25 protein-coding genes are annotated in these 22,189 nt (G+C 61.2%); 15 read left to right on the plus strand and 10 right to left on the minus strand.

The window, feature by feature from the left end; all coding sequences use genetic code 11:
* On the minus strand, window positions 1–810 hold an 810-nt coding region (locus G454_RS0109745), incomplete at its 3' end, for an IS110 family transposase (protein ID WP_027718475.1).
* A gap of 112 nt (window positions 811–922) precedes the next feature.
* On the opposite strand from G454_RS0109745, the gene G454_RS18605 reads away from it, so the two are divergent.
* Window positions 923–1,150 carry a ribonuclease toxin HepT-like protein gene (locus G454_RS18605; RefSeq protein WP_342669563.1) on the plus strand — a complete coding sequence of 76 codons (228 nt, stop codon included), beginning with the start codon at window positions 923–925 and terminating at the stop codon, window positions 1,148–1,150.
* Here the strand turns inward: G454_RS18605 and G454_RS0109755 are convergent.
* Together G454_RS0109755 and hepT (G454_RS0109760) are read right to left on the minus strand one after the other, a co-directional pair.
* A complete protein-coding gene (locus tag G454_RS0109755; protein ID WP_027718476.1) occupies window positions 1,116–1,568 on the minus strand; it encodes a nucleotidyltransferase domain-containing protein in 453 nt (150 codons plus the stop codon). The genes G454_RS18605 and G454_RS0109755 overlap by 35 nt on opposite strands.
* Entirely contained in the window at window positions 1,565–2,026 is a 462-nt protein-coding gene (gene hepT / locus G454_RS0109760) for a type VII toxin-antitoxin system HepT family RNase toxin (RefSeq protein WP_035107577.1), read from the minus strand. Before hepT (G454_RS0109760) ends, G454_RS0109755 begins: the two co-directional genes overlap by 4 nt.
* 113 nt (window positions 2,027–2,139) lie before the next feature.
* On the opposite strand from hepT (G454_RS0109760), the gene mntA (G454_RS0109765) reads away from it, so the two are divergent.
* Genes mntA (G454_RS0109765) through G454_RS18620 form a run of 11 tightly spaced genes read left to right on the plus strand, consistent with a single transcriptional unit; the run spans window position 2,140 to window position 11,429 of the window.
* Complete coding sequence (mntA, locus tag G454_RS0109765; RefSeq protein WP_027718478.1) at window positions 2,140–2,547, plus strand: type VII toxin-antitoxin system MntA family adenylyltransferase antitoxin; 408 nt, start codon at window positions 2,140–2,142, stop codon at window positions 2,545–2,547.
* A 22-nt stretch (window positions 2,548–2,569) separates the two neighbouring features.
* Window positions 2,570–2,968: a type VII toxin-antitoxin system HepT family RNase toxin gene (gene hepT, locus G454_RS0109770; RefSeq protein ID WP_245574369.1), complete on the plus strand. Its 399-nt coding sequence runs from the start codon at window positions 2,570–2,572 to the stop codon at window positions 2,966–2,968.
* An 8-nt stretch (window positions 2,969–2,976) separates the two neighbouring features.
* The gene (locus tag G454_RS0109775) at window positions 2,977–4,314 is read left to right on the plus strand and encodes an NfeD family protein (RefSeq protein ID WP_035107582.1); all 1,338 of its coding nucleotides are present in this window, start codon (window positions 2,977–2,979) and stop codon (window positions 4,312–4,314) included.
* A gap of 57 nt (window positions 4,315–4,371) precedes the next feature.
* A complete protein-coding gene (locus G454_RS0109780; RefSeq protein WP_211230032.1) occupies window positions 4,372–4,770 on the plus strand; it encodes a DUF350 domain-containing protein in 399 nt (132 codons plus the stop codon).
* A gap of 37 nt (window positions 4,771–4,807) precedes the next feature.
* Entirely contained in the window at window positions 4,808–5,482 is a 675-nt protein-coding gene (locus G454_RS0109785) for a PspA/IM30 family protein (RefSeq protein WP_027718482.1), read from the plus strand.
* Window positions 5,483–5,523: 41 nt separating this feature from the next.
* Complete coding sequence (locus G454_RS0109790) at window positions 5,524–6,246, plus strand: hypothetical protein (RefSeq protein WP_156896726.1); 723 nt, start codon at window positions 5,524–5,526, stop codon at window positions 6,244–6,246.
* 27 nt (window positions 6,247–6,273) lie between these two features.
* Entirely contained in the window at window positions 6,274–6,468 is a 195-nt protein-coding gene (locus tag G454_RS0109795) for a hypothetical protein (protein WP_156896727.1), read from the plus strand.
* A gap of 41 nt (window positions 6,469–6,509) precedes the next feature.
* Entirely contained in the window at window positions 6,510–7,286 is a 777-nt protein-coding gene (locus G454_RS0109800; RefSeq protein WP_027718485.1) for a slipin family protein, read from the plus strand.
* 12 nt (window positions 7,287–7,298) lie between these two features.
* Window positions 7,299–7,979, plus strand: coding sequence for a YkgJ family cysteine cluster protein (locus G454_RS18610; protein WP_211230033.1), 681 nt, complete (start codon window positions 7,299–7,301; stop codon window positions 7,977–7,979).
* Window positions 7,976–10,771: an S-layer homology domain-containing protein gene (locus tag G454_RS20405; RefSeq protein WP_051276186.1), complete on the plus strand. Its 2,796-nt coding sequence runs from the start codon at window positions 7,976–7,978 to the stop codon at window positions 10,769–10,771. Before G454_RS18610 ends, G454_RS20405 begins: the two co-directional genes overlap by 4 nt.
* A 7-nt stretch (window positions 10,772–10,778) precedes the next feature.
* Window positions 10,779–11,429, plus strand: a complete 651-nt coding sequence (locus G454_RS18620; RefSeq protein ID WP_051276188.1) for a TPR end-of-group domain-containing protein — start codon at window positions 10,779–10,781, stop codon at window positions 11,427–11,429.
* A 1-nt stretch (window position 11,430) separates the two neighbouring features.
* On the opposite strand, the gene hepT (G454_RS0109820) is transcribed toward G454_RS18620, so the two are convergent.
* From hepT (G454_RS0109820) to G454_RS0109830, 3 genes are read right to left on the minus strand one after another with little or no spacing between them, the layout of a single operon-like run.
* Window positions 11,431–11,862 carry a type VII toxin-antitoxin system HepT family RNase toxin gene (gene hepT / locus G454_RS0109820; RefSeq protein ID WP_027718486.1) on the minus strand — a complete coding sequence of 144 codons (432 nt, stop codon included), beginning with the start codon at window positions 11,860–11,862 and terminating at the stop codon, window positions 11,431–11,433.
* Between the two features lies 1 nt (window position 11,863).
* Entirely contained in the window at window positions 11,864–12,280 is a 417-nt protein-coding gene (gene mntA, locus G454_RS18625; RefSeq protein WP_169719341.1) for a type VII toxin-antitoxin system MntA family adenylyltransferase antitoxin, read from the minus strand.
* 48 nt (window positions 12,281–12,328) lie between these two features.
* Window positions 12,329–12,901 (minus strand): Uma2 family endonuclease, encoded by a 573-nt coding sequence (locus G454_RS0109830; RefSeq protein WP_027718487.1) that lies wholly within the window; start codon window positions 12,899–12,901, stop codon window positions 12,329–12,331.
* A gap of 255 nt (window positions 12,902–13,156) precedes the next feature.
* On the opposite strand from G454_RS0109830, the gene G454_RS18630 reads away from it, so the two are divergent.
* Genes G454_RS18630 through G454_RS0109845 form a run of 3 tightly spaced genes read left to right on the plus strand, consistent with a single transcriptional unit; the run spans window position 13,157 to window position 16,322 of the window.
* Window positions 13,157–13,990, plus strand: coding sequence for an RNA-guided endonuclease InsQ/TnpB family protein (locus G454_RS18630; protein ID WP_211230034.1), 834 nt, complete (start codon window positions 13,157–13,159; stop codon window positions 13,988–13,990).
* 27 nt (window positions 13,991–14,017) lie between these two features.
* Window positions 14,018–14,665 carry an IS607 family transposase gene (locus tag G454_RS0109840; protein WP_027718488.1) on the plus strand — a complete coding sequence of 216 codons (648 nt, stop codon included), beginning with the start codon at window positions 14,018–14,020 and terminating at the stop codon, window positions 14,663–14,665.
* Complete coding sequence (locus tag G454_RS0109845; RefSeq protein WP_027718489.1) at window positions 14,634–16,322, plus strand: IS200/IS605 family element transposase accessory protein TnpB; 1,689 nt, start codon at window positions 14,634–14,636, stop codon at window positions 16,320–16,322. Before G454_RS0109840 ends, G454_RS0109845 begins: the two co-directional genes overlap by 32 nt.
* Window positions 16,323–16,925: 603 nt before the next feature.
* Here the strand turns inward: G454_RS0109845 and G454_RS0109855 are convergent.
* The 4 genes from G454_RS0109855 to G454_RS22715 form a co-directional block, all read right to left on the minus strand.
* Complete coding sequence (locus tag G454_RS0109855; protein ID WP_027718490.1) at window positions 16,926–18,581, minus strand: AMP-binding protein; 1,656 nt, start codon at window positions 18,579–18,581, stop codon at window positions 16,926–16,928.
* 34 nt (window positions 18,582–18,615) lie between these two features.
* Window positions 18,616–19,932, minus strand: a complete 1,317-nt coding sequence (locus G454_RS0109860) for a CaiB/BaiF CoA transferase family protein (RefSeq protein ID WP_027718491.1) — start codon at window positions 19,930–19,932, stop codon at window positions 18,616–18,618.
* Between the two features lie 18 nt (window positions 19,933–19,950).
* Window positions 19,951–21,282 carry a CaiB/BaiF CoA transferase family protein gene (locus G454_RS0109865; RefSeq protein ID WP_027718492.1) on the minus strand — a complete coding sequence of 444 codons (1,332 nt, stop codon included), beginning with the start codon at window positions 21,280–21,282 and terminating at the stop codon, window positions 19,951–19,953.
* Window positions 21,283–21,490: 208 nt separating this feature from the next.
* Window positions 21,491–22,180 carry a flavin reductase gene (locus G454_RS22715; RefSeq protein WP_027718493.1) on the minus strand — a complete coding sequence of 230 codons (690 nt, stop codon included), beginning with the start codon at window positions 22,178–22,180 and terminating at the stop codon, window positions 21,491–21,493.
* Between the last annotated feature and the right edge of the window lie 9 nt (window positions 22,181–22,189).

Here is a 22,189-nt window from a genome sequence, read left to right on the forward strand (position 1 = left end):
TTCGCTCTGCGCAAGAATTTCCTTCATCCTGCGGAGGTGGTATTGAAGCTCCATCCTGGCTGCTTCTGCCCCCTCCCTTATGCCTATGGAGGTACTGGCCTTTTCTTTTAAAAGCTCGGCATGTCTTTGCCCAATGCGGTTATGGGTGGCCTGTCTTAAAACAGCAGCTATTTCTTCCACCGACCTTGCCACAATATCGGCCGGAAAGGGGAAACTTTTCAAGGCCGCCATGGCTGCATTGCCTTTAACAGACCCAAAAACTTCCCGAAATTCCGGAAAGTACAGGTCCACGATAATGTTAATTTGGGCCTCGGTTTGCTGCTTCTCTTTGTTTAGCTGCTCCCGGAAGTTAACGAGACGGCGGATCTCGGCAATGACGCCTTGTGGAATGTTCGGGATGACGAAGCGCCCATCTCTGGCCAGGCGGGCAATCACTCCGGCGTCTTTGTCATCCCGCTTAGTCGGCGAGTTGTCGTCCAGTTCCTTGGCTTTTTTGACGTGGTGCGGGTTGACCAGGACTACCGTAAACCCCTGCTTTTCTAAGGCACGAGCTAGGGGGATCCAGTAATGGCCGGTAGGTTCCATGGCCACCAACACTGTGGATAGCCCGTGCTTAGATTGGACTGCTTTAATTTGCTGGACTAGATCACCAATGCCGGATATGGTATTCTGGAATGGGAACGGCTTGTGCAGTCCCTCCCCCCGGAAGTTAACCATTTGGGCGTAGTGGGTGTGCTTGGCTATGTCTACACCCACGATTAAGGTTTCGGGTGTAATCATAGCCAGCTTCTGGGAAAGGGGATTGTACATGGCTGATCCCTCCTGGTATTGGTGGTTTTGGTCTTGCCACTTACACCATACCAGGATTTTTTCTTTCCCTCAACGCCCACTACTCTCGATTACAGGAATGCTTTTGGAAAGGATGAGGCTTTCCCTGGAAGGTTTAAGGCCGGCACTAATCGGCGAAGAGACGTTCCGCTGCCTCAACGACCTGCGCTCCTTCCGGCACTTTTTCCGGCACGCCTACGATATGGATCTGGAACCCGAAAAGGTGGAACTGGTGGTTAAAAAGGCCCTTCGCCTTAAAGAGCTCTGGGCCAATGACTGCCGTGCCTTTACGGATTTTTTGCGGGAGCTGATTCGCCGCTAGAGCCTACCAGATCCTCCAGAAAAGCTCTCAGTAAGGGCTGGTAATCAAAATATTCCCGCCAGGTGTTTTCAAGGAAGGTAAAACGGGTCTCTTCGTCCCTGCTGTACAGAACCTGGCCCCGCGTGGCGTGATAGCGCAGAGCTACAGGGGCACGGTTGAGCACCAGCACGTCCACCGGCATGCCTGCCAGCGGCTCTAAGGAAGCGCCCAACTCTGCTTCATATTCCCATGTACCCAGGTCAGTAGCGTCTTTTCCCAGGTACACGGCTACGTCCACATCCCCGCAGGGTACGGGCAGGAGAAAAGAACCGTGCAGGTAGGCAAAGAAGATTTCCGGACGCTTGGACAGCTCCCGCTTTAAAATGGCTTTTATTCTTCTTTTCTCTGCCGAAGTCAGGTGGCGCTTCCTCTCTTTCATTTTTTCTGCTCCTCCAAAGAAGCTGCATCCACAAAGGCTTTAATCTCTTTTATATAATCCAGGAGATCTGCTGTACCGGCCTTTATAATGCCGTATACGATGGCGTCATCTACCTTGGCGTAGTGGTGCACCAGAAGGTTGCGAAACCTGGCCATGGAAACCAGTTTTTCGGCCAGCTTTACGGAGATAATCTTTTCTCTACCCAGGATGCGAAAACAGTCGGCATAGCTTGACGGAACTTCCTTAGCAACCCTTGCCGCCAGGTGATTGCAGATGTTCTGGGCAGCCTCAATGGCTAAAATTAGCTGGTATTTCGCTCCGGAAATAAGTATGGGGTCGCTTAAGAAAGATTCCTTTGGAGTTTGGCCAATTTCATCCAGAAGGGCAACGGCTTTTTCTATATCGGCAGCCTTTGTGGTAATTAAGTCTATGTTTAAATGAAACCGCTTCTTTTTCATAAAAGCCTCACCCAAATGCTTACTTCCAAGTAGGACTGCGTAGTTAAATTATAGTATAATTCTGGTACATAAAAAAGAGGCGCTTTGGGGCTTTCAGGGAAGGAGACTGCCAGGTGAATATCGAGAGGCTAAAAAAAATTTTTTCTGCCTGCCCTCAGGTGGTGGCCGTATACCTTTTCGGTTCGTATTTAGAGGACCCGCAGGTGGCCCGGGATGTGGACCTGGCGGTTTTATTGAAGCCGCCGGCCGGCAGCACAACCGAGCTTTATTTTAGCCTCTACCCGGAGCTGAGCAGGTTATTTGGCCCCCGCGAGGTGGACCTCCTGGTGTTGAACCTTGCTCCTCTGCCATTAGCCTTTGAGATCATCAGTACTGGGAAAGTAATCTACTGCGCCGATGAGGAGGCCCGTACGGACTTTGAATACATGACTACCGGCCTGTACCATGACTACCGCTATCACCTGCGAAAGGCGCAGCAGGAGCTTTTTGAGGCCATAAAGGAGGGCAGTTTTCTTGTATAACCAGAAGCTTATTACAGAAAGAATGGCCATTATACAAAGCGCAGTCAAAAGGCTCAACCGCTTGGCAGAGTTGCCGCGCCAGGAATTCCTGCAAAACGAGGACGCTGTCGATATTGCCGAAAACAGGCTGCGGCGCGCCCTGGAGGCGCTTTTTGATTTGGGGCGGCACCTGGTCGTTAAATCCGGCCTGGGCATTCCCCAAGATTACCGCTCCATAATTGAGAAGCTAGAAAAAGGGAAAATATTGCCGGCAGATTTTGCTAATAAAATTATGGGTATGGCCGGCTACCGGAACCGCCTTATTCACGAGTATAATAAAGTTACGCCGGAAGAGCTCTACGAGATCCTGCATACGCGGCTGGGTGATTTTGTTTCCTTTTGCGAGCATGTGGTCAGGTACCTGGAAGATAAAGGGAGATAGTGAGCGTGATGGCATACCGGTTACTTCGCAAGTGTAAAGGAACAGCCCTGCTATTGCTGCTGGCCTTTGCCCTTGCCCTGGGCGCGCAGGTGCCCCCGGCCGGAGCCGGGACCTCTGCCGGGCCGGAAGTGCTGGCCCTGACGGTTAAAGGACCCATTGTTCCCGCGGCGGCCCACTATATCGGACGCGGCATAGCCGAGGCGGAAAGGCGCGGCGTGCCCTGCCTCATCAGGCTCAGCACGCCCGGCGGCCTGTACGGCGTGACGCAGGAAATAGTGACTAAAATCGTCAACGCCAGGGTACCGGTGATCGTCTACGTGAGCCCTCCCGGCAGCTGGGCGGCTTCCGCCGGCGCCTTCATCACCCTTTCCGCCCACTGCGCGGCCATGGCCCCGGGGACCCGCCTCGGCGCCGCCCACCCGGTGGCCCTGGGCGGCGAGGAGGAAAAGAACGTGCCGGCGGAGAAGATCACCGCCGACGCCGCCGCCTGGATGCGCTCCCTGGCCGAACTGCGCGGGCGCAACGCGGCCCTGGCCGAGGAGATGGTCACCAAAAGCCGCTCCTTTTCCGCCGAGGAAGCCCTCTCCCACCGCCTGGTGGACCTGGTGGCCGGCGACGAGGGAGAGCTCTGCTGCCAGCTTTCCGGAAGGCAGGTTACCCTGGCCGGCGGCACGGGCCTGCAGCTGGAGCTTGCCGGCGCGCGGATTACGGAACTCGCGCCCACCTGGCCGGAGCGCTTCCTGTGGGCCATCCTCAACCCGGACGTGGCCTACCTGCTGGTGACCATCGGCATGGCCGGCATCATGGTAGAGATCTACCACCCCGGCCTCATCTTCCCCGGCGTGCTGGGGAGCATTGCCCTGCTCCTGGGACTCTACAGCCTGGGCACCCTGGACGCCTACTGGGTCGGCCTGATGCTCATCCTTTTGGGCCTGGGCTTTTTAATTGCCGAGGCCTTTGTGACCACCCACGGCATCCTGGGGACGGGCGGGGTGCTCTCCTTCTTCTTCGGCTCCCTGCTTCTTTTCAGCACCCACCCCGGCGGGATGCGCGTGAGCACGGGGCTGGTGGCGGCCACCACCGTAACCCTGGCCGGCCTCATGGCCCTTCTGGTCACGGCGGCGGTCCGCGGGCAGAAGAGGCCGGTGCAGACCGGCACGGCGGACCTGGTGGGCCGGGAGGCGCTGGCCAGGACGGACCTGGCGCCGGAGGGGCTGGTTTTCGTGGCCGGCGAGTACTGGCAGGCCCGGCTGGAGGAGGGGTCGGCCAGGGCAGGGGAGAGGCTGGTGGTAACTGACGTGGAGGGCCTGCGCCTAGTGGTGCGGCGCAAAACGCCGCAGGGCTAGCGGCGGCATGAGCGCCGGGGCCCGACCCGGTGCCCTTTGCAAAGGGGGTGCGAGACTGTGCTGCTCGGCCAGCTGGAGTCGAGCATTGCCTGCCTGCTGGTATCGGCACTCATCGTCCTTTTGGCCGTCTTCGTCTTCACCAGGGTGACGAAGTACGACGATTGGGCGGAAATCGCCCGGGGGAATGCCGCGGCGGCCCTCGCCCTGGGCGGCAAGGTCGTCGGCGCGGCCAATATCATGCGCGTGGCCGTGCACACCAACAGCGGGGTGGTGGACACGGTGCTCTGGGGGCTCATCGGGGTGGGCCTCCTGATGCTGGCCTACCTGGCCTTTGAATGGCTGACGCCGCGCCTGGACGTCAACAAGGCCATTGCCGAGGGAAACGTGGCCGTGGGGTTGCTTTCGGCGGCCTTTTCCCTTGCCTTAAGCCTCCTGGTAGGCGCGAGCATCGCGTAGTTCCCCTGGCCGGAAAACAAACGAGGGGGTTGGCAATTTGGTAAAGCTTTTCAAGCGGTTAAAGGACCTGCTGGAGGCCAACATTACGGACCTCATCAATAGAGCCGAGGACCCGGAAAAGATGCTCAACCTGTACATCGAGCGGGCCGCGGAAGAGCTCAAGGAGTTCAACGTGCAGGTTAACCGCGCGGTGGCCGACGAGCTGACCCTGCGGCGTAAGATCGAATCCACCGAGAAGGAGATCGCCTCCTGGGCCGCCCAGGCGAAAGTTGCCGTGCAGCAGGGCCGCGACGACCTGGCGCGGGTGGCCCTGGAGCGCAAGCAGGAAGCGCAGCTCAACCTGGAGAGCTACCGCGCCCAGCTGGCCGAGCAACAAAAGGTGGTGGCCGAGCTGCGGGAAAACTACCGCCTGCTGGAGGAAAAGCTGCGGCGCGCCAAGGAGGAGCGGGACCAGCTGGTTATCAGGAAGCGCCGCGCCGAGGCCCTGAAGGAGGCCAGCGAGGCGGTGCAGCAGGTGGCCGGCACAAGCGCGCTGGCCGACTTCGACCGCATGCGGGAAAAGGTGGAGCGGCTGGAGGCGGAGGCCCGGGCGGGCACCCTCTCCCTGGGCAGTTCCCTGGAAGATGAGTTCGCGCAGCTGGAAAAGGCGGCCCGGCAGAAAAGCGTGGAAGAGGAGTTGGCCAGGCTGAAGGAGGAGCTTAAGAAGAATTAACCCGGGGCAGGGGCGTCAAAGCACTGCGCCGGGAACTGCGCGTGCGGCAACTAACGGACAACGGGATGTGGTTTCTGGTGGCGGGACGGCGGTGCGTGTACCGGCTGGTATCTTTCATCCTCCTTTTTCTCCTGCTGTGCATGGCGGCGGCCTACCCGGCGACGGCCAAGGGCTTCTCCTCCGGGGGAAGATCGGGCTTTTCTTCCGGCAAGGGCTTCTCCTCCGGCAGCGGCTATTCCACCGGGGGGCGCAGCTTTTCTTCCCGGCCCGCCGCGCCGGCGCCAGGCGCGCCTTCCGGCGGCAGGGACTTCCTTTCCGGCACTGCTTCCAAGAACGGTGCCGCCGCCCCCTCCCGCGAGAGCTTCTCCACCGGCAGGGAGAGCTTTTCCACGCCGCGCCAGGCCACCCCGCCGGCCATGTACCGGGACTACCGCACGGAAAGGCAGGGCTATGCCACAGGCCGGGAGTCCTTTGAGACGGGCCGCAGCTCGTACGGCGGCAGCGGCGTGCCGGACCTGGGGAGAACCGCCCACCCGGGGAAGCCGCCGGTAACCGTTTCGGGCCCCGCCCCGCGCCCGCCGGAATATTATCACGATTACTACTGGGGCCTGCCCTTTTTCCTGCGCTTTTTCTTCCTCCCTCACTACCTGTGGACGCCGTGGGGCTACCACTTCTTTGCCCCGCGGCTGCTCGCGTGGCTGCTCCTGCTGTGCCTGCTGGGGCTCCTGGTCTTCTACCTGGCAGGCAGGGCCAGAAAGCAGTAAGCCTCCCCGGAAAGGAGCTGGGTGAAAATGGACTTCCCGGAAATCTTGGACGGCAAGCGCGTCTTCATCCGGCGCGACGGCGAGGACAGCGGCTTTGACGGTGTGGTGACCCAGGTGCGCGGGAAGTGGATTTACGTGGCGGTGGCCGACCCGGACCCCACCGGATTTGACGGCATCTGGGTCAACACCGAACTGCAGCGGGAAATCGGCGTGCTGAAGTAGCGGGAAAATAATAACCAAATACGGCGAAGGGAGCGGGTCTAATGTTCTTCAGCTTCTTTACTTTTTTATTTTTCCTGGCCCTGTTCCTGCTGGCTTCCTCCGTGCGCATTGTGCAGGAGTACGAGCGGGGGGTCATCTTCCGGCTGGGCCGCTGCGTGGGGGCCCGCGGGCCGGGGCTCTTCTTACTCATTCCCTTCATCGAGCGCATGCGCAAGGTCGACCTGCGGGTGGTGACCATGGACGTGCCCTCGCAGGAGGTGATCACCCGCGACAACGTGACGGTGAAGGTCAACGCGGTGGTGTACTTCCGCATCGTTAACCCGGTGGACGCAGTCATCAAGGTGGTGGACCCGGTCTACGCCACCTCCCAGCTGGCCCAAACCACCCTGCGCAGCGTGCTGGGTCAATCGGAGCTGGACGAGCTCCTGGCCAACCGGGAGGCCATCAACCAGCGGCTGCAGCAGATCATCGACGAGGGCACTGAGCCGTGGGGCGTAAAGGTGAGCCTGGTGGAGGTCAGAGACGTGGAGCTGCCTTCGGCCATGCAGCGGGCCATGGCCGCCCAGGCCGAAGCCGAGCGGGAGCGGCGGGCCAAGATCATCCACGCCGAGGGCGAGCTCCAGGCGGCCGAAAAGCTGGCCGAAGCGGCGCGCATCATTGCCCGCGAGCCCATCACCGTACAGCTGCGCTACCTGCAGACCCTGCGGGAGATTGCCACCAACAACAACAGTACCATCGTCTTCCCCCTGCCCCTGGACCTGGTGCGGCCCCTGGTGGACGGGTGGCGGGCCCGCGGGGACGAGGCTCCTATAAAGTGAGGTGCCGCTATCTTGCAAATCCCTCTCATTAAAAGGCCTCCGCGCGACCACTGCACACGCTGCGGCACCTGCTGCCGCGCGGGCGGCCCTGCGCTTCACCGCGAAGACATAGCCATTCTCCTGGCCGGGCACGTCGGTCACCGGCACCTGGTAACCATCAGGGCCGGCGAGCCGGTATTCGACCCCTTTGCGGAAGCGGTAAGGCCCTCACCGCAGGAAATGATCAAGGTGCGGGGAAGGGGAGGGGAGTGGACCTGCTGCCTGTACGACGAGAAAACCTCTTCCTGCACCATATACGAGCACCGCTTCCTGGAGTGCCGCCTCCTAAAGTGCTGGGACCCCGCGGAGCTGGCGGAAGTGGCCGGCAGGGACCTCCTGGTTCGCGCCGACCTCATCAACCCCGGCGATCCCGTGCTGGAGCTCATTGAGCTGCACGAGCAGGAGTGCTCCTACCAAAAGGTGGAGGAGCTATGGGCGAGGCTAAGCACAAAGGGCGAGGAGGCAGAAGCGCTGGCCGCCTTGCGTGAACTGCTCCGGCGGGACCTGGCCATCCGCCTCCTGGCCACAAGGGAGGTCGGGCTGGCCGAAGAATACGAGCTCTTCATTTTCGGCCGCCCGCTCTTCAAGGTGCTGGAGCCGCGGGGGTTAAAGGTCTTTGCCCACGGCGAATTAAAAGGAGGCTGTACCGGGTGAAGAGCTTGAAGTCCCCGGCACCGGCCTTCGTAGGGGCAGTGCTCGTGCTGTTGCTTTTGGCCGCCCTTTCCCCGGCGGCGGCGCAGGAAGCCTCATGGCCGACGGCCGGGGCAAACGCCTTTAAGGACCGCCGCTCGCCGGCAGACGGCCCTGCCGGCAGCCCTTTCCTCCTCTGGTGCTTTACCCTTGAGGCGGGAAATTTCAGCGGCGACCCCGTGGTGGGCCCGGACGGCACGGTGTACGCGGCCACCACTTCCGGGGCGGTTTACGCGCTGGACGGCGGGAGCGGCGCCGTGAGGTGGGCGGCAGACCTGGGCCCCACAGTCGTCGGCAGCCCCGCCTGGCACGCGGGCGCGCTCTATGTTGCCTGGAGCGGCAGGCAAGGCGCGGGAAGCGCCTGCGGCCTGGCCTGCCTTGATGCTGCCACCGGGGAGGAGCGGTGGTCGGTGTTGAGCCCGCCCTATCCCTCTCCCGGCGGCAGCCCCTTGCCGGTGACCGCTAGCCCCACCGCCACAGAAGAGGGCATCTTTGTGCCCACCATTTACGGGGTGTGGAAGGTAGCCGCAAGCGGGAGCACGGTCTGGAACTTTAAAGACATCGCTTACCTGCACGAAAACCACTCCTCCCCTGCCGTTGCCGGGGGTAGGGTGGTCTTCGTCACGCACTTGGGGCGCCTGTACGTCCTTTCCGCCGGCAACGGTGCTCCCCTCAAAAGCTACGCCTTTGCCGGCCCTTCTTCCGGGAGCGGGGAGGAGGTCACCGCTGCTTTGAGCCGCGACGGCGGTATTGCCTACTGCACGCTGCCCAACGTGACCACGGTCAGCGCGGTACGCACCGGCGATTGGGGGGTGAAATGGGTCTTTAACGCCACCGCACCCCTTAAGCCGGTGACCCTCGGCCCGGGCGGCACGGTTTACGCCGCCACCCAGGGCGGCAGGCTCATCGCCCTCGACCCCGTCACCGGGGCGGTCGCCTGGACGCGGGAGCCGGCAGAAACCGGCGCCGCCTCTTCTCCGGCGGTGGATGCCGGCGGCAACATATTCTTTTTCCAGGGAACCGGCCTCTACGCCCTGGGCCCCGGCGGTGATTTAATCTGGTCCTACGGCCTGCAGGACTACGGCACGCCCTGCGGTGAGCCGGTAATCGGCGGCGGGAGCACGGTGCTGGCACGCGTTTCCTCCCGGGCCACCGGGGAATCCCTTTTGGCCGTCGCCCGGGATGCCGTGCCGCCGGAAGTCACCTCCACCGACCCGCAAAACGGCGCCGTGGACGTATCGCCCGGGCAGACGATTGCCGTTTTCTTCAGCGAACCCGTACGCCCGGGGGCAAAGTTTCCGGAAATAAGCCTGTACCGGAGCGGCACCCCGCAAAGCACGGTGGCCTACACGTACCGGCTGGAAGACACGGCCTTTTACATAATTCCGTCGGCGCCCCTGGAAGGCGGCGCTGCCTACGTCCTGGAGCTGCCCGCCGGGGCACTGGAGGACCTGGCCGGCCAGCCGACAGCCGCCTTCCTCCTTAACTTTACCGTGGCCGCGCCCCCGCCAAACGGAGGCAACCAGGCCGGGGCCGGAGGAAGCGGGAGCCCCGGAGGGAGCAGCGGCAGCGACACGGGCGGTGGGGAAGACGGTGGCTCTAGCGAAAGTAATGGCAGCGGCGGCGCCGGAGAGAGCGGGGGAGGCGGCAGTAGTGGAAGCTCCGGAAACTCTGGCGGCGAGGGCGGGGCCGAGAGCGGGAACTCCGGGAGTGCCGGCGGTGAAGGCGGTGCCTCCGGAGAAAGTACCGGCGGCGAAAGCGGTGCCCCCGGTAATGGCGGCGGTAACGGGAGTGAAGGCGGCTCCGGGGAAGGGGGAAGCGGCCAAGCAGATGGCGGCGGCCCGGGCAGCGCAGGCAGCGAAGGCGGAGATGGCGGCGGAAACGGCGGCGACAGAGGCAGTGAGAGCGGAAATCCCGGAGGAGGTAGCGGCAACGGCACGGGCGGCGGGAACGGGGGCACCGGGGGAGGCAGCAGTGACACCGGCAGCGGTGAAAGTGGAAGCAACGGAGGAGGCGGCGATTCCGGGGCCTGGGAAAGTGACGGCGGCGGGGACACCGGCCCACCGCCTGCTGGCGCCGGAAAGCCTGCCGGGGACGGCAGTATGCCGGGCAAGGCCGCCGGCCAAACCACGGGAGGGGAAAAGGCGGAACCGGGTCCGGCTCCTATCTTCAACGACCTCCAAGGCCACTGGGCGCAGGAGGCCGTTGTTGCCCTGGCGGAAAAGGGCCTGGTGAGCGGCTACCCGGGCGGGGTCTTTGCCCCCGACAGGGCAATCACCCGCGCCGAGGCGGCAGTGGTGCTGGCCAGGGCGCTCGGCATCGCGCCCGACCCGGCGGGTATCTCCTACCTGGCCCGCCGCGGCTACGCCGATGCCGGGGAGGTACCGCCTTGGGCCGCGGCAGAGCTGGCCGCCGCCGTGAGGGAGGGCCTGTTGCAGGGCACCGCCTCTGCGGGAACCCCCCTCCTGGAGGCAGGCGCCGTTGCCACCCGGGCGGAACTGGCTGCTTTACTGGCGCGGGCGGCGGATAAAAGGCTCGGTCCTGTGACCCCGGCGGAGCTTACCTTTACGGATGCCGCGGCAGTACCCTCCTGGGCGAGGCGGGCATTAGGTGCGGCCCTGGCCAGGGGGCTCGTGGCCGGGTATCCGGACAAAACTTTCCGGCCGTTTGAGCCGGCCACGCGGGCAGAATTCGCCGCCATGACCCTGCGGCTCGTGCGGGCCCTAGAAAAGGCCTTAGAAAAGAAGGAGGGGTGAGGCTCCTTTGCGGCGTATTTTGGCCCTGGTTGTCTGCCTTATGGTGATCCTCGGCATCGGCTGGGCGCTCTACCGGGAGAAAGGTAAAGGCCCCGCAGGGCAGGGGGCTCCGGGGGTGCCCGGACAGCAAGTAGGGGAAACCGCACCTGCGCAGGACCCGGCCAAAGAAAAAGCCCTCCAGCTCTTTTGGCAGGGCTATGCGGCTTACAAGGCCCGGCGCTACGACGAAGCCATAAAAATTTTCGACCAGGCTATCGCCATCGATCCCGCCTGTCACCAGGCCTACAGCTACAAGGGAGCGGCCCTGGCCTTTAAAGGGGACTACCGGCAGGCCATATCCGCACTGGACCGGGCCATTGCCCTAAAGCCCGACTACGAAGACGCCTACTTCAATAAGGCCCTCACCTATGAGCTGGCGGGCTCCTACGAAGAAGCCCTGGCCAACTACGACCGCGCCCTGGCCCTAAATCCCACAAACCCCTGGAGCTACTACGGCAAGGCCAGCATTTACGGGCGCCTAAAGAACGTCCCCCTGTGCGTAGAAAATTTAAAACGGGCCATTGAGCTTGATCCCCGCACCAAGGAGCACGCCAAAACGGAGGCCGATTTCAATCCCGTGAAAAATGCTCCGGAATTTAGAAAGCTGGTGTACGAGTGAGCTAGATACCCAAAAAACGCTCCTTAACCATGCGGGCAAAGAGGCGCAGGTCATCCAAGTTCTTTTTTAAAATATTTAAAATACTGTAGAGGATCTCAGGCTCTATTCGGGCATAATCGTGGACGATGACGTTCCGGAACCGGGCCATTTTTTTCAGGGCTTCAAGCTTTTCCACAGGAAGGTAACCGGCCTCTACCAGGACGGCCATGATGTCTTTATAATCCCGCGGCTCGCGCAGTCCCAGAGCAGCAATGAGGTGGTTACCGATATCCAGGCACGACTCCACGGCAAGGTGAAGGGTTCGCTCGACATAGCGCCTGAGCATTTTGCTTTGTTTTAGCTGTTCTAAGGTTATGCCGGCCTGTTCTTCGAGATCGGCAATATACTCGGCCAGCAGTCTCACTTTCTCTTCCAACAGCTGCCGGTCTACCATCCTAAATTCCCGCCCTTTTAAAGGCTATTTCCATGCGCCGGCGGCGGTAGTATTCCATGTCCAGGTAGTTCCGCCGGGCGCGCACCTCAAAGGCCACGCGCCGGTTCCTGTCCTTGTCTACCAGCAGTCGCCCGTGCAGGCGCACCTGGTGCTGGAGCTCTGGGGAGGCTGCCTCAAGATCCACTACCTGCGCCGGCAGGCCGAGCCTCTCCTCCAGGGCCAGTTCCATTTCCAGGCGGCGCTCAAAACGGGCCGTTTTTTCGCTGAGCGAAGGGGCAAAAAGCACAGCTATGTCCACATCGCTGCCCGCACGTCCCCGGCCCCGGGCCAGGGAGCCAAACAGGTAGGCCGCCAGCACGTCGGGCTGTTCTTCCAGGTATTTAGCAGCAATTGCCGCAACCGTTTCGGTTTCGGGCACTTTTCCCCTACGCCTGGTCAAAGTAAATTCACCCCTTAAAAGGCAGGGCTAATCAAGCCTCCCCGCAAAGATCTCTTCCACGGCCACGCTAAAGCCCTCGGCCACCCGGGAGTAAACGCGTCCCTCTTTTTCTTCTCTTTGATCCAGGTGAAACCCACCTTCCCGCAGGACGAATATCTCGACGCTTTCCTCCTCGGGGTCTACTATCCAGTATTCTTTTACCCCGTGCCTCTCGTAGGCCCGGAACTTCTTGCGCAGGTCGTAGTAAGCAGTATGGGGAGAAAGAACCTCTACCACGAGGTCGGGCGCTCCGTTAATTTTTTCTTTATGCACTATGCTCTTCCGTTCTTTAGTAATAAAAATAACGTCCGGTTGGTAAGTCTCGGTTTCTTCTAAATATACATCAACGGGAGAAAAAAGGACCAGACCGAGGTTGTTTTCTCGGCAGTGTTTCATGAGCAAGAATCCCAAATTAGCGGCCACAATCTGGTGGTACGGTGAAGGCGCGGGTGTCATTACCAGCTTTCCCCCTATCAGCTGGTAGGGTGATCCTTCGGGGAGCTTGCGGTAATCCTCGTAAGTGTAGACTGCCCCTGCGGCGGCAGTTGCTGCCGGATTCATTCTACCACTCCTTTTGAAAACACCCATTTTTGAGTTTATTTTACCTTACTTCTGTTTTCACCGGCAACAAAACCACTATTTTAGAAAATTGGGGGAGTGTGAGGGGGCTGTAATCCCCCTCAATTCATTGAGGGGATACACGGACCCCCTCACCGGGCGCAAGCCCGAAGCACAAAGTTTTTTAAACCTGTGGTACCCTTGCTACAATAATAAGGAAGAGGTTCAAATTAACGGAACAGGAGGTGAGGTCGTGCTATGCTGATGACCGAGAGAGTTCTCCTGGGACCTACGGAAGGGCAGAGAAACTGGCTGTGGGAGATGAGCCGTGCGGCAACCAGGCTTTACAACCTGGCCCTGGAACAGCGCCGCTGGCACTGGTTGCGCTACCACTACACCAGGTCGGGCATCAACTACGCACAACAAAACGCCCAGCTGGTGGAGCTTAAAGAGGCCTTCCCGGAGTTCAGAGTGCTCTACAGCCTGGTGGCTCAAGAAGTGCTGCGGCTGGTGCAGAAAAACTTCAACTCTTTCTTCGGGCGGCTAAAGAGCCAGCGCGCAAACGGCCAGGAAGAAACTGCCCGCCCGCCGCGGTTCAAGAGCTCCAAGCGCTTCTTCACGCTTTGCTACGTCCAGAGCGGGTTTGCCATTAAAGACGGCAAACTTGTCCTCTCCGGGGGAATGGAACCGTACACCGACAGGGAGGGAAAGGTGAGGTACCGGTGGCGCAAAGAGGCCATCCAGATTATCGGCTACCGCAAGCTGCCGGAAAGAGTCCACAGCCTCCCCATTACCTTTGACAAGAAGACGGGGAATTTCTATGCCAACCTGGTTTACGAAGTGAAGCCGCAGAAGGTAGAAGCCGTGCGGCCCTTGAAAATCGTTGTCTTTGATCCCGGTGTGAAGACCTCCCTCACCGGGGCCGACAACTGCGGGAGAATAATCGTCATTGATTCGTCTGTCAACAAGGTGAACAAGTACTTCGATGAGGAGATAGACAGGGTTAAGTCCAAGCGCGACAGGTGCAGGAAGGGTTCCCGCAGGTGGAGGAGGTTTGCAGCAGCTACGAATAAACGCACTATAATTGACTGAATCATATAGTTTTGCTACCATAGAAGCATGGAACTCTTATCCATTGGAGAAGCGGCAAAGCGTTTAGGCGTACACCCGAACCGCCTCAAGGCGTGGGAGAAGCAGGGGTTAATTAAACCCGTGCGGCTTCCCAGCGGCCACCGGAGGTACCCGGTAGAGGAGATCAACCGCATTCTGGGCACAGGGGGGATAAAGGCAGAGCCGGACACGGTTGTCCTCTATGCCCGGGTATCCACCAAAAAACAAGCCGATGCGGGAAACTTGGAGCGGCAGCTGGAGAGGCTGCGGGCTTATGCCAGGGAGAGAGGCTACCGGGTGGTAGCCGAGCATTCCGACGTAGCCTCTGGCCTCAACCAGAACCGCCGGGGTTTGGAACGGGTACTAAAAGCGGCCGAGCGAGGCGAGTTCAAGAAGCTGCTCATCGAGTACCCCGACCGGCTGGCGCGCTTCGGGTACGCCTATCTGGAGCGGCACTTGAAGTACCGCGGCGTGGAGATAGAAGTCACGTCACAAAAAGAGCCGGAGGACGCCCATGCGGAACTGGTGCAGGACCTGCTGGCCATCGTGACTTCTTTTTCGGCCCGGCTGTACGGCGCCAGGGGCGGCAGGAAAGTCCGGCAGGGTTTCCGGGAGCTGATCGAGGATGCGGAAAGAGAGCACAAAGAACAAGTTTAGCGTGACCGTGTGTGGGGAGTTCTTTCCGGAGAGCTACCCGGCTTTCCGTTCTTCTAGATGGAGCCGTGGGGAAGAGGACCCGCTGGTGACGGAGATGCGGCTTTTCTGCTCCTGCGTGCGGTGGGCCTTCAACCGGCTCCTGGAAGGCGTATCCCGCGACGAGATCAAGAAGCGTGGCCAGGAGCTTTTCGGGCTGAACTCCCGGTACGTGGACGATGCGCGGTTGAAAGCGCAGGCCCTGCTGGACTCCCAGAGGGAGCTTCTAGTGCTAGAGATTGAAGAGACGGAGGCGAAATTAGGCCGTGCCAGGAAGAAGCTCGGCCTGGCCGCCACCAAGCTGGCGAAGGCCGAAAAGAAGGGTGCTGCCCCTGCTGAACTGGAGAATTTGCGCCTTGTAGTCAAGGGCCGCCAGATGCGCGTGGCCTCCTTGGAGGGGAGGCTGGCAGAGCTGGAGGCTTACCGCAGAAGCGGCGCCATACCCAAGGTGGTCTTCGGCGGCAGGAAACTCTGGAGGAGGATCTGCAAAGGCCGGGCCACGCGTGAGGAGTGGCGGGCAGCCCGCAAAAACCGGCTCTATGCCCGTGGGGACGAAACCAAAGGCGGCAACCCGAACATGAAGGTATTCTTCCGGGACGGGGAGTTCCGGTTAGCGGTGACCGTATCACACCTTTCGGAGCAGGTGGGTTTGGATGCCCTTGGTCGCCCGAAGATGACGAGAGCTCCGAGGGTGGAAGGCAAGCTCTGGCTACCGGAGAAGCACCGGGATTTGGTACGGATATGGCTGGCCGCAAAGCTGCCCTACACGGTGGAACTGATACGCACTCCCCAAGGGTGCTATCTGGTCCATCTGACGTTTGATTTGGGTGAGGTGCCGGAGCCTGACTTTGCGGAGGGCTGCCTTGCTCTGGACACGAACCCCGACGGCGTGGCTTTGTGCAATGTCGATGCCAGTGGCCAGCCGGAACTCTGGCCGGAAGATTTCAGCATTCCCTATCCGGGCAACCTGGGCAAGTATGAAGGAGAGTTTCAGGTCATCACTTACCCCAACGGTTTTCTTTACATCAGGATACCCGACCTGGCCTATGTTTCAGGTTTTCGGCGGGACTACCTGATAGGTGTCCTGGCCAAGGTAGTCGTTGATGTGGCCCTTTTCCTGGGCAAACCCATATCCCTGGAAGATCTGGACTTTGGCAAGGACCGCTTGGACACGAACAGGAAGTTTAACCGCATGGCTTCCAACTTTCCCTTTGCAAAGGTGGTGGAGGCAATATGCCGGAGGGCAGTCAAAGAGGGGGTGCCCTTTAGACTTGTGCCTCCACGGCACACATCCACCATCGGGTACTGGAAGTACATGAGGCGTTACGCGGTTTCAGTGCACTGCGCAGCAGCGCTGGTCATAGGCCGCCGGGCAATGGGTTATCGGGAGCACGTGACGCGGGAACTCAAGCAACTTGTAGCCCAGATTAAGGAAAACCTGGCCCAAAAGGTCAGTCCTGATAAGCCGAGGGAAGGAGAAGGGATGACCCGCAGGGTTGGGGCTCTCTTGAAGCGGCTGGACCGGAAGATGACAACACACAACGGGCTCACTTTGGAGCAGCAGGAGGTGTTTTACTCCGTCTGGCACGACTTCAGGGAACTGGCCCTAGCACTGCGGTGACCCCGTTTAGCCGGTATCGGACAAGCCGGTAGGCGTCTCTAACAGAGCGGCCCGGACGGCAGCTGCCTCTGTTCCGGGGCAACCCGGCCCGCGGGTGCTACAGGCACCCCGCTGAGTCCGTGCGGGTTGGGGCCGGAGCAGGAGGGCGGGGGACCGCCCTGTCCGGGCTCCGGGTGGGACTCCCGGGCCTAGGCCCCCTGTCGCCTTACCCCTCGGAGGGCAAATCAAGTATCCGAAAGGAGGCGAATGCCTGGTCTGGGGGCCGGCCTGATTGAGATTTCAAATCAGTCGGGTTTTTTGAACCAGGTCACGGGTACCTTTTATCGCTTTAAGTAGTGGGGAATGTACCGGGAAAAACCGCTGCCGCCTGCCGCCGCAAGAATAACGGACCTGACGGTTGGGTGGTGCGGGGGTGTACATATGGGGGCCTAATGGGAGGCGGGACGCGGCGCCAGCTGCCGCCTGCAAAAAACCGGGATACCACCAGCAGCGTTGGTGGTTTCTAGGGACTCCCTCCCGGTGCAGGGTTGCCTGCAAAATAAAAAGGCCGGAGGTACCGACAAGGCACCACCCGGCCTTTTTACGCCGCACATTCGCGCTGGTTTACCTTCCCGCGCCCGGCCCGCGCTTGACGTGGGCCCACTCCCGCTCCCGCAGCTCCACGCGGCGGATCTTGCCGCTGATGGTCTTGGGCAGGGAGTCCACGAACTCGATCTTGCGCGGGTACTTGTAGGGAGCAGTGACCTTCTTGACGTGCTCCTGCAGTTCTTTGACCAGCTCTTCGGAGGGCTGGTAGCCGGGAGCCAGCACGATGAAGGCCTTCACCACCTCGCCGCGGATCTCGTCCGGGCTGGAAACCACCGCCGACTCGGCCACCGCCGGGTGCTCCAGGAGCGCGCTTTCCACCTCAAAAGGCCCGATGCGGTAGCCGGCGGCCAGGATGACGTCGTCGGCGCGGCCCACAAACCAGAGGTAGCCGTCCTCGTCCTTGATGGCCCGGTCGCCGGTGATGTACCAGTCGCCGCGGTAGCAGGAGGCGGTGCGCTCGGGGTCCTTCCAGTATTCCTGGAAGAGGCCCACCGGCCGCTCGGGCTTCACCCGTACGGCAATGTCTCCTTCCTTGCCCGGCGGCAGCTCATTGCCGTCGTCGTCGATGACGCTGACGTAAAAGCCGGGCGAAGGCTTGCCCATGGAGCCGGGCTTCACCGCCAGCGGCGGGAAGGTGGCCACCAGGCAGACGGTTTCCGTTTGGCCGTAGCCCTCGCGGATCTTCAGGTTAAAGGCCCGCTCCCAGACGTCGATAACCTCGGGGTTGAGCGGCTCTCCTGCCGAGACGCAGTGCTCCAGGGCGGCAAATTTGTACTGGCTGAGGTCTTCCAGGATGAACATGCGGTAGGCCGTGGGCGGAGCGCAGAGCACGGTGACGGGGTAGCGGGTCAAAAGCTCCAGGGTGCGCTTGGGGTCGAACTTGGCCGTGTGGTGTACGAAGACCGTGGCCCCCTGGTTCCAGGCGTTAAAGAGGGTGCCCCAGGCCGCCTTGGCCCAGCCGGTGTCGGTGATGGTCCAGATGAGGTCGTTGGGTTTTAAATCGTGCCAGTATTTGCCGGTGATCATGTGCCCGATGGGGTAGGAGGCGTGGGTGTGCAGGGTCATCTTGGGCATCCCGGTGGTGCCGGAGGTAAAGTAGAGAATGCACGGGTCCGCGCTCTTCGTCTGCTCCACCGTGAACTGGGAGGAGGCATTGGAAACGGCGGTCTCATAGTGCAGCCAGCCGTTGCGCGGCTCGCCCACCACAATGGCCGTCTTCAGGCTGGGGCAGTCGCCCCTGATTTCGTCTACCTTTTCGGCAATGGTGTTGTCGCAGATGATGCAGGGCGCCTCGGCCATGTCAAAGCGGTACTTGAGGTCCTTGGCCGTGAGCATGGTGGTGCCGGGCGCCACCACGGCCCCCAGGCGGATGCAGGCCAGGTTGGCCTCCCACCACTCCACCAGGCGGGGCATGATGAGCATGACGATGTCGCCTTTTTTCACGCCCTGGGCCTTTAAAACGTTGGCCAGGCGGGAAGAGCGCTCCTTTAGCTCGCGGTAGGTCACCTTGCGCTCCCTGCCCTCGTCGTCCACCCACCAGAGGGCCACCTTTTTGGGGTCCTCCGCCCAGGCGTCAAATACGTCGCGGGCAAAGTTGAAGTACTCCGGCACGTGCCACTTAAAGGTCCGGTAGGTCTGCTCGTAGTCGGTCATGTTGGGTACGCGGGCCACCTTAAAATCCCCTCCCTTTATATTTCCTGAAATTTCAAATGATGCCCTTTTCCTTAAGTTCCTTTACTTTCCGCGGGCCGTAGCCCAGGTATTTCCTGTAGACGAACTCGTTGTCCTGGCCCACCCGCCGGCAGACCCACTTGATGCGGCCCGGGGTCTCGGTCATCTTCCACACGGGAGCCTGCAGGGTGACCTTGCCGTACTCCAGGTCCTCCACCTCCTCGAAGACGCCGCGCTCCCACCAGTTCTCCTGGTTGAGCACGTCGGTGGGTGTGGCCACCTTGGCCGTTACCGGCGTGCCCGGGCCGCGCTTGTTCATAATGTAGTCCTGGAAGATGGCCAGGAGCTCGTCCGAGGTATACTTCTTGGTCTCCTCGGCTAAAAGCGGCCAGAAGGCCTTGCCGGCCTGGAGCTTGGCCCTCTTGATGAAGGTGTCAAAGCGCGGGTCGTTGCGCCACTCCTGCTTCTGCAGGCACTCGGTGAGGGCGTAAAAGTTGGGATCGGTGAACCCGGCCACCATGGCGTAGCCGTCCTTTACGGGCACGATGGTGTAGGGGTTTATCTGGGAATCCAAATTGCCGATGCGCTCCTTGTTGATACCGTACATGTTGTACAGCGTGAGGTAGCAGTCCATGAAACGCATGATGCCCTCGGCGCCGGATACATCCACCAGCTGCCCGCGCCCGGTCTGGTTCCGGTAGTACAGCGCGGCCAGGATGCCGAAGGCGCCCCACATGCCGCCCACGTACCAGCCGTACCAGGAGCCGATCTTGGTGGGCACCTCCCAGGGCTGGGGGTTGCCCTCCGTCTCCATCTCCCCGGTGCTCCAGGCAATGCCGCCCAGGGCCTGGTTGATGACGTCGTAGTCGGGCTTTCTGCAGGAAGCCTTAGGCCCGAACTGCCCGTAGGTGTAGATGGCGCAGTAAATGAGGCCGGGGTTGTCCTCCCGCAGCTGGCGGTAGCCGATGCCCCACTCGTCCATAACCCCGGCGGGGAAGGTCTCGATGATGACGTCCGCTTTGCGGGCCAGCTTCTTAAAGATCTCCCGGCCCTCGGCCACGTGCAGGTTCAGGGTGATATGCAGCTTGTTGCGGGCCTCCACCAGGTAGCCCAGGCCGGTATCTTTATGCTTGATCCCGTAAGGGGAGAAGTTGCGGGCGGGGTCCCCGCCGGGAGGCTCAATGCGGATGACCTCCGCGCCGAACTCGGCCAAAAGAGAAGAGCAGACCAGGCCCCCGATGTGGCGGTAGCTGAGGTCTAAGACCACCAGGTCGTCTAAAGCCTCGGGTTTCTTTCCGGCCTCCCGGGGATCGGTGGCTTCCTTTGCCCACCGGATGTAGTCGTCGGCCACGGCTAAAAACCCTCCTCCTCAAAAGATGGTGCCTTCACCGTTCCAGCCGTCCGGCGGCATGGAACCCAGCAGGTTGTCCCACTTGCCGATGACGCCTTTCTTTTCCAGCTCCCTTAACTCGCTCGGGCGCAGGCCCAGCATTTTGATAAAGACGTACTCGTTGTCGAAGCCTACCGGCTTGGCCGACCAGCGCAGGCGCCCGGGTGTTTCGGACATTTTCACCACCGGGCCCACTTCCACCACGCGCCCGTAGACGGGGTCGTCAATTTCCCACACCATGCCGCGCGCTTTTAAGTGAGGGTCGTCGTTCTGGTCCTTGAAGCTCATCACCGGCGCGCTGCCGAAGCGGTACAGCTCGCCCAGGGCGTCGATTTCCGCCCTGGTCTTAGTGGCCGCCCAGTCCCTGATGATGGCCAGGAGGGCCGTGGCGTTTTCTTCCTTAATGCGGTCGTCCGCGGTCTTGAAACGCTCGTCCTCAATGAGGTCGGGCCGCCCCATGGCCAGGCAGAGCCCCCGGAACTCCTCGTCGTCTGCGGCGGCAATGGCCACAAAGCCGTCCTTGCAGCGGAAGATGTCCGAGGGGCAAAAACACACGTCCCGGTTGCCGTAGCGACCGCGCTCCTTGCCGGTGAGGGTTTGGTAGATCCAGGTCCAGTCCATGGTGCGGATGAGGCCCTCCGCCTGGGAGTAGTCGATGTACTGCCCCTTGCCGGTGCGCCGGCGGTAGTGCAGCGCCGCCAGCACGGCAATGGCGCCGAACAACCCGCCGGTGTAGTCGCCCAGGTACAGACCCGCCTTGCAGGGGGGGCGCCCGGGAAAGCCGGTAATGAAGGCGTTGCCGCTGGCCGCCTGGGCCGCCAGGTCCCAGGAGGGCCGCCCCACGGAGAAGGGCCCCCACTGGCCGAAGCCGTTTAAGGAAATCATGATGATGTCCGGCTTTACTTCCCGCAGCTGGCGGTAGCCGATGCCCCACTCGTCCATGGTACCGGCCACGAAGTTCTCCACCACCACGTCGCAGCGGGCCGCCAGGCGCTTGAACAACTCCACCCCTTCTGGCTTACGCACGTCAATGGTGATGAAGTATTTGTTGCGGTTCTGCGGGAAAAAGCCCGGGCAGGCGTTTTTCCAGAATATCCCGAACGGCGCCACCACCCTCATGGTGGGGTCGCCCCTGCCCGGCAGCTCCACCCGGAAGACCTCGGCCCCGTACTCTCCCAGGTAGTCGCCCACCACCGGGCCCAGGATAACGTTGGTCATGTCCAGAACGCGGACGCCCTTTAAAGCCTCCGGCTTTTCAAAGACCTTCTCCATGTTAAAGACTTCGGCGGTCCAGGAAAAGTAATCGCTCACCTCATGGTTCCTCCCCTTTGCGATTCTGAAAATTATACACAATTCGCGCAAAAGCAATATCCGTGCAAGTAAAAAACAAGGAGGGCGGCCTTCTGGAACCCTTGCGCTGAGGGAAAGGGAACGAACAGGCCTCCTCCCGGCTGTAAAATGGCGTTTATGCCTGATGACAGAAGCGGCGGCGCGTGTTTATGAGCATATACAGCCCCGGCTAATTCTCCTTGCGAAACTGCTCCTTGCCGGCCCCGCAGACGGGGCACACCCAGTCGGCAGGAAGCTGCTCAAAGGGCGTTCCCGGCGCCACGCCGTGCGCGGGATCGCCCGCCGCCGTGTCGTAAACGTAACCGCAGACCTCGCAGGCGTATTTTGCCTCCTGCGGCGCCGGCTTTTCCTCCTGCTTGGCGACGTAGGTGGGGGCGGTCTTGGGCACGACGCCCTTCTTCACCTGGTGATAGTAGGCGTAGGTCATGGGGGCGCCTTCCTTTAAGATCCCGGCGTCGGTGAGGCGGCCGATGAAGATGGTATGCGTGCCGGCACCCACCTCCTGCACCACTTCCGCCTCCAGGAAGGACAGCGCGTGCGCGGTGAGGTAGGGCACGCCGTTTTGGCTCAAGCCGTATTGCACGCCGGCAAACTTGTCCGCCTCCCGCCCGCTCTTAAAGCCGAACTGGCCGATGAGGGAGAGGGGGGCTTCCTGCTCCAGGACGGAAACCGTAAAGAGGCGGCTCTCCTTGATGAACTCGTGGGTGAGGTTGTTCTTGTTGATGCTCACGGCCACGGTGGGCGGCTCGCTGGTGATCTGGAAGACGGTGTTGGCCACCTGGCCGTTAAAGCGCCCCTCCTTTTTGGAACATACCACATAAAGGCCGTAGGTAATGGTGTACAGGGCTTTAGGGTTCACTGGATCACC

The sequence above is a fragment of the Desulfovirgula thermocuniculi DSM 16036 genome (genome assembly GCF_000429345.1).
GTDB lineage: Bacteria > Bacillota > Desulfotomaculia > Desulfotomaculales > Desulfovirgulaceae > Desulfovirgula > Desulfovirgula thermocuniculi.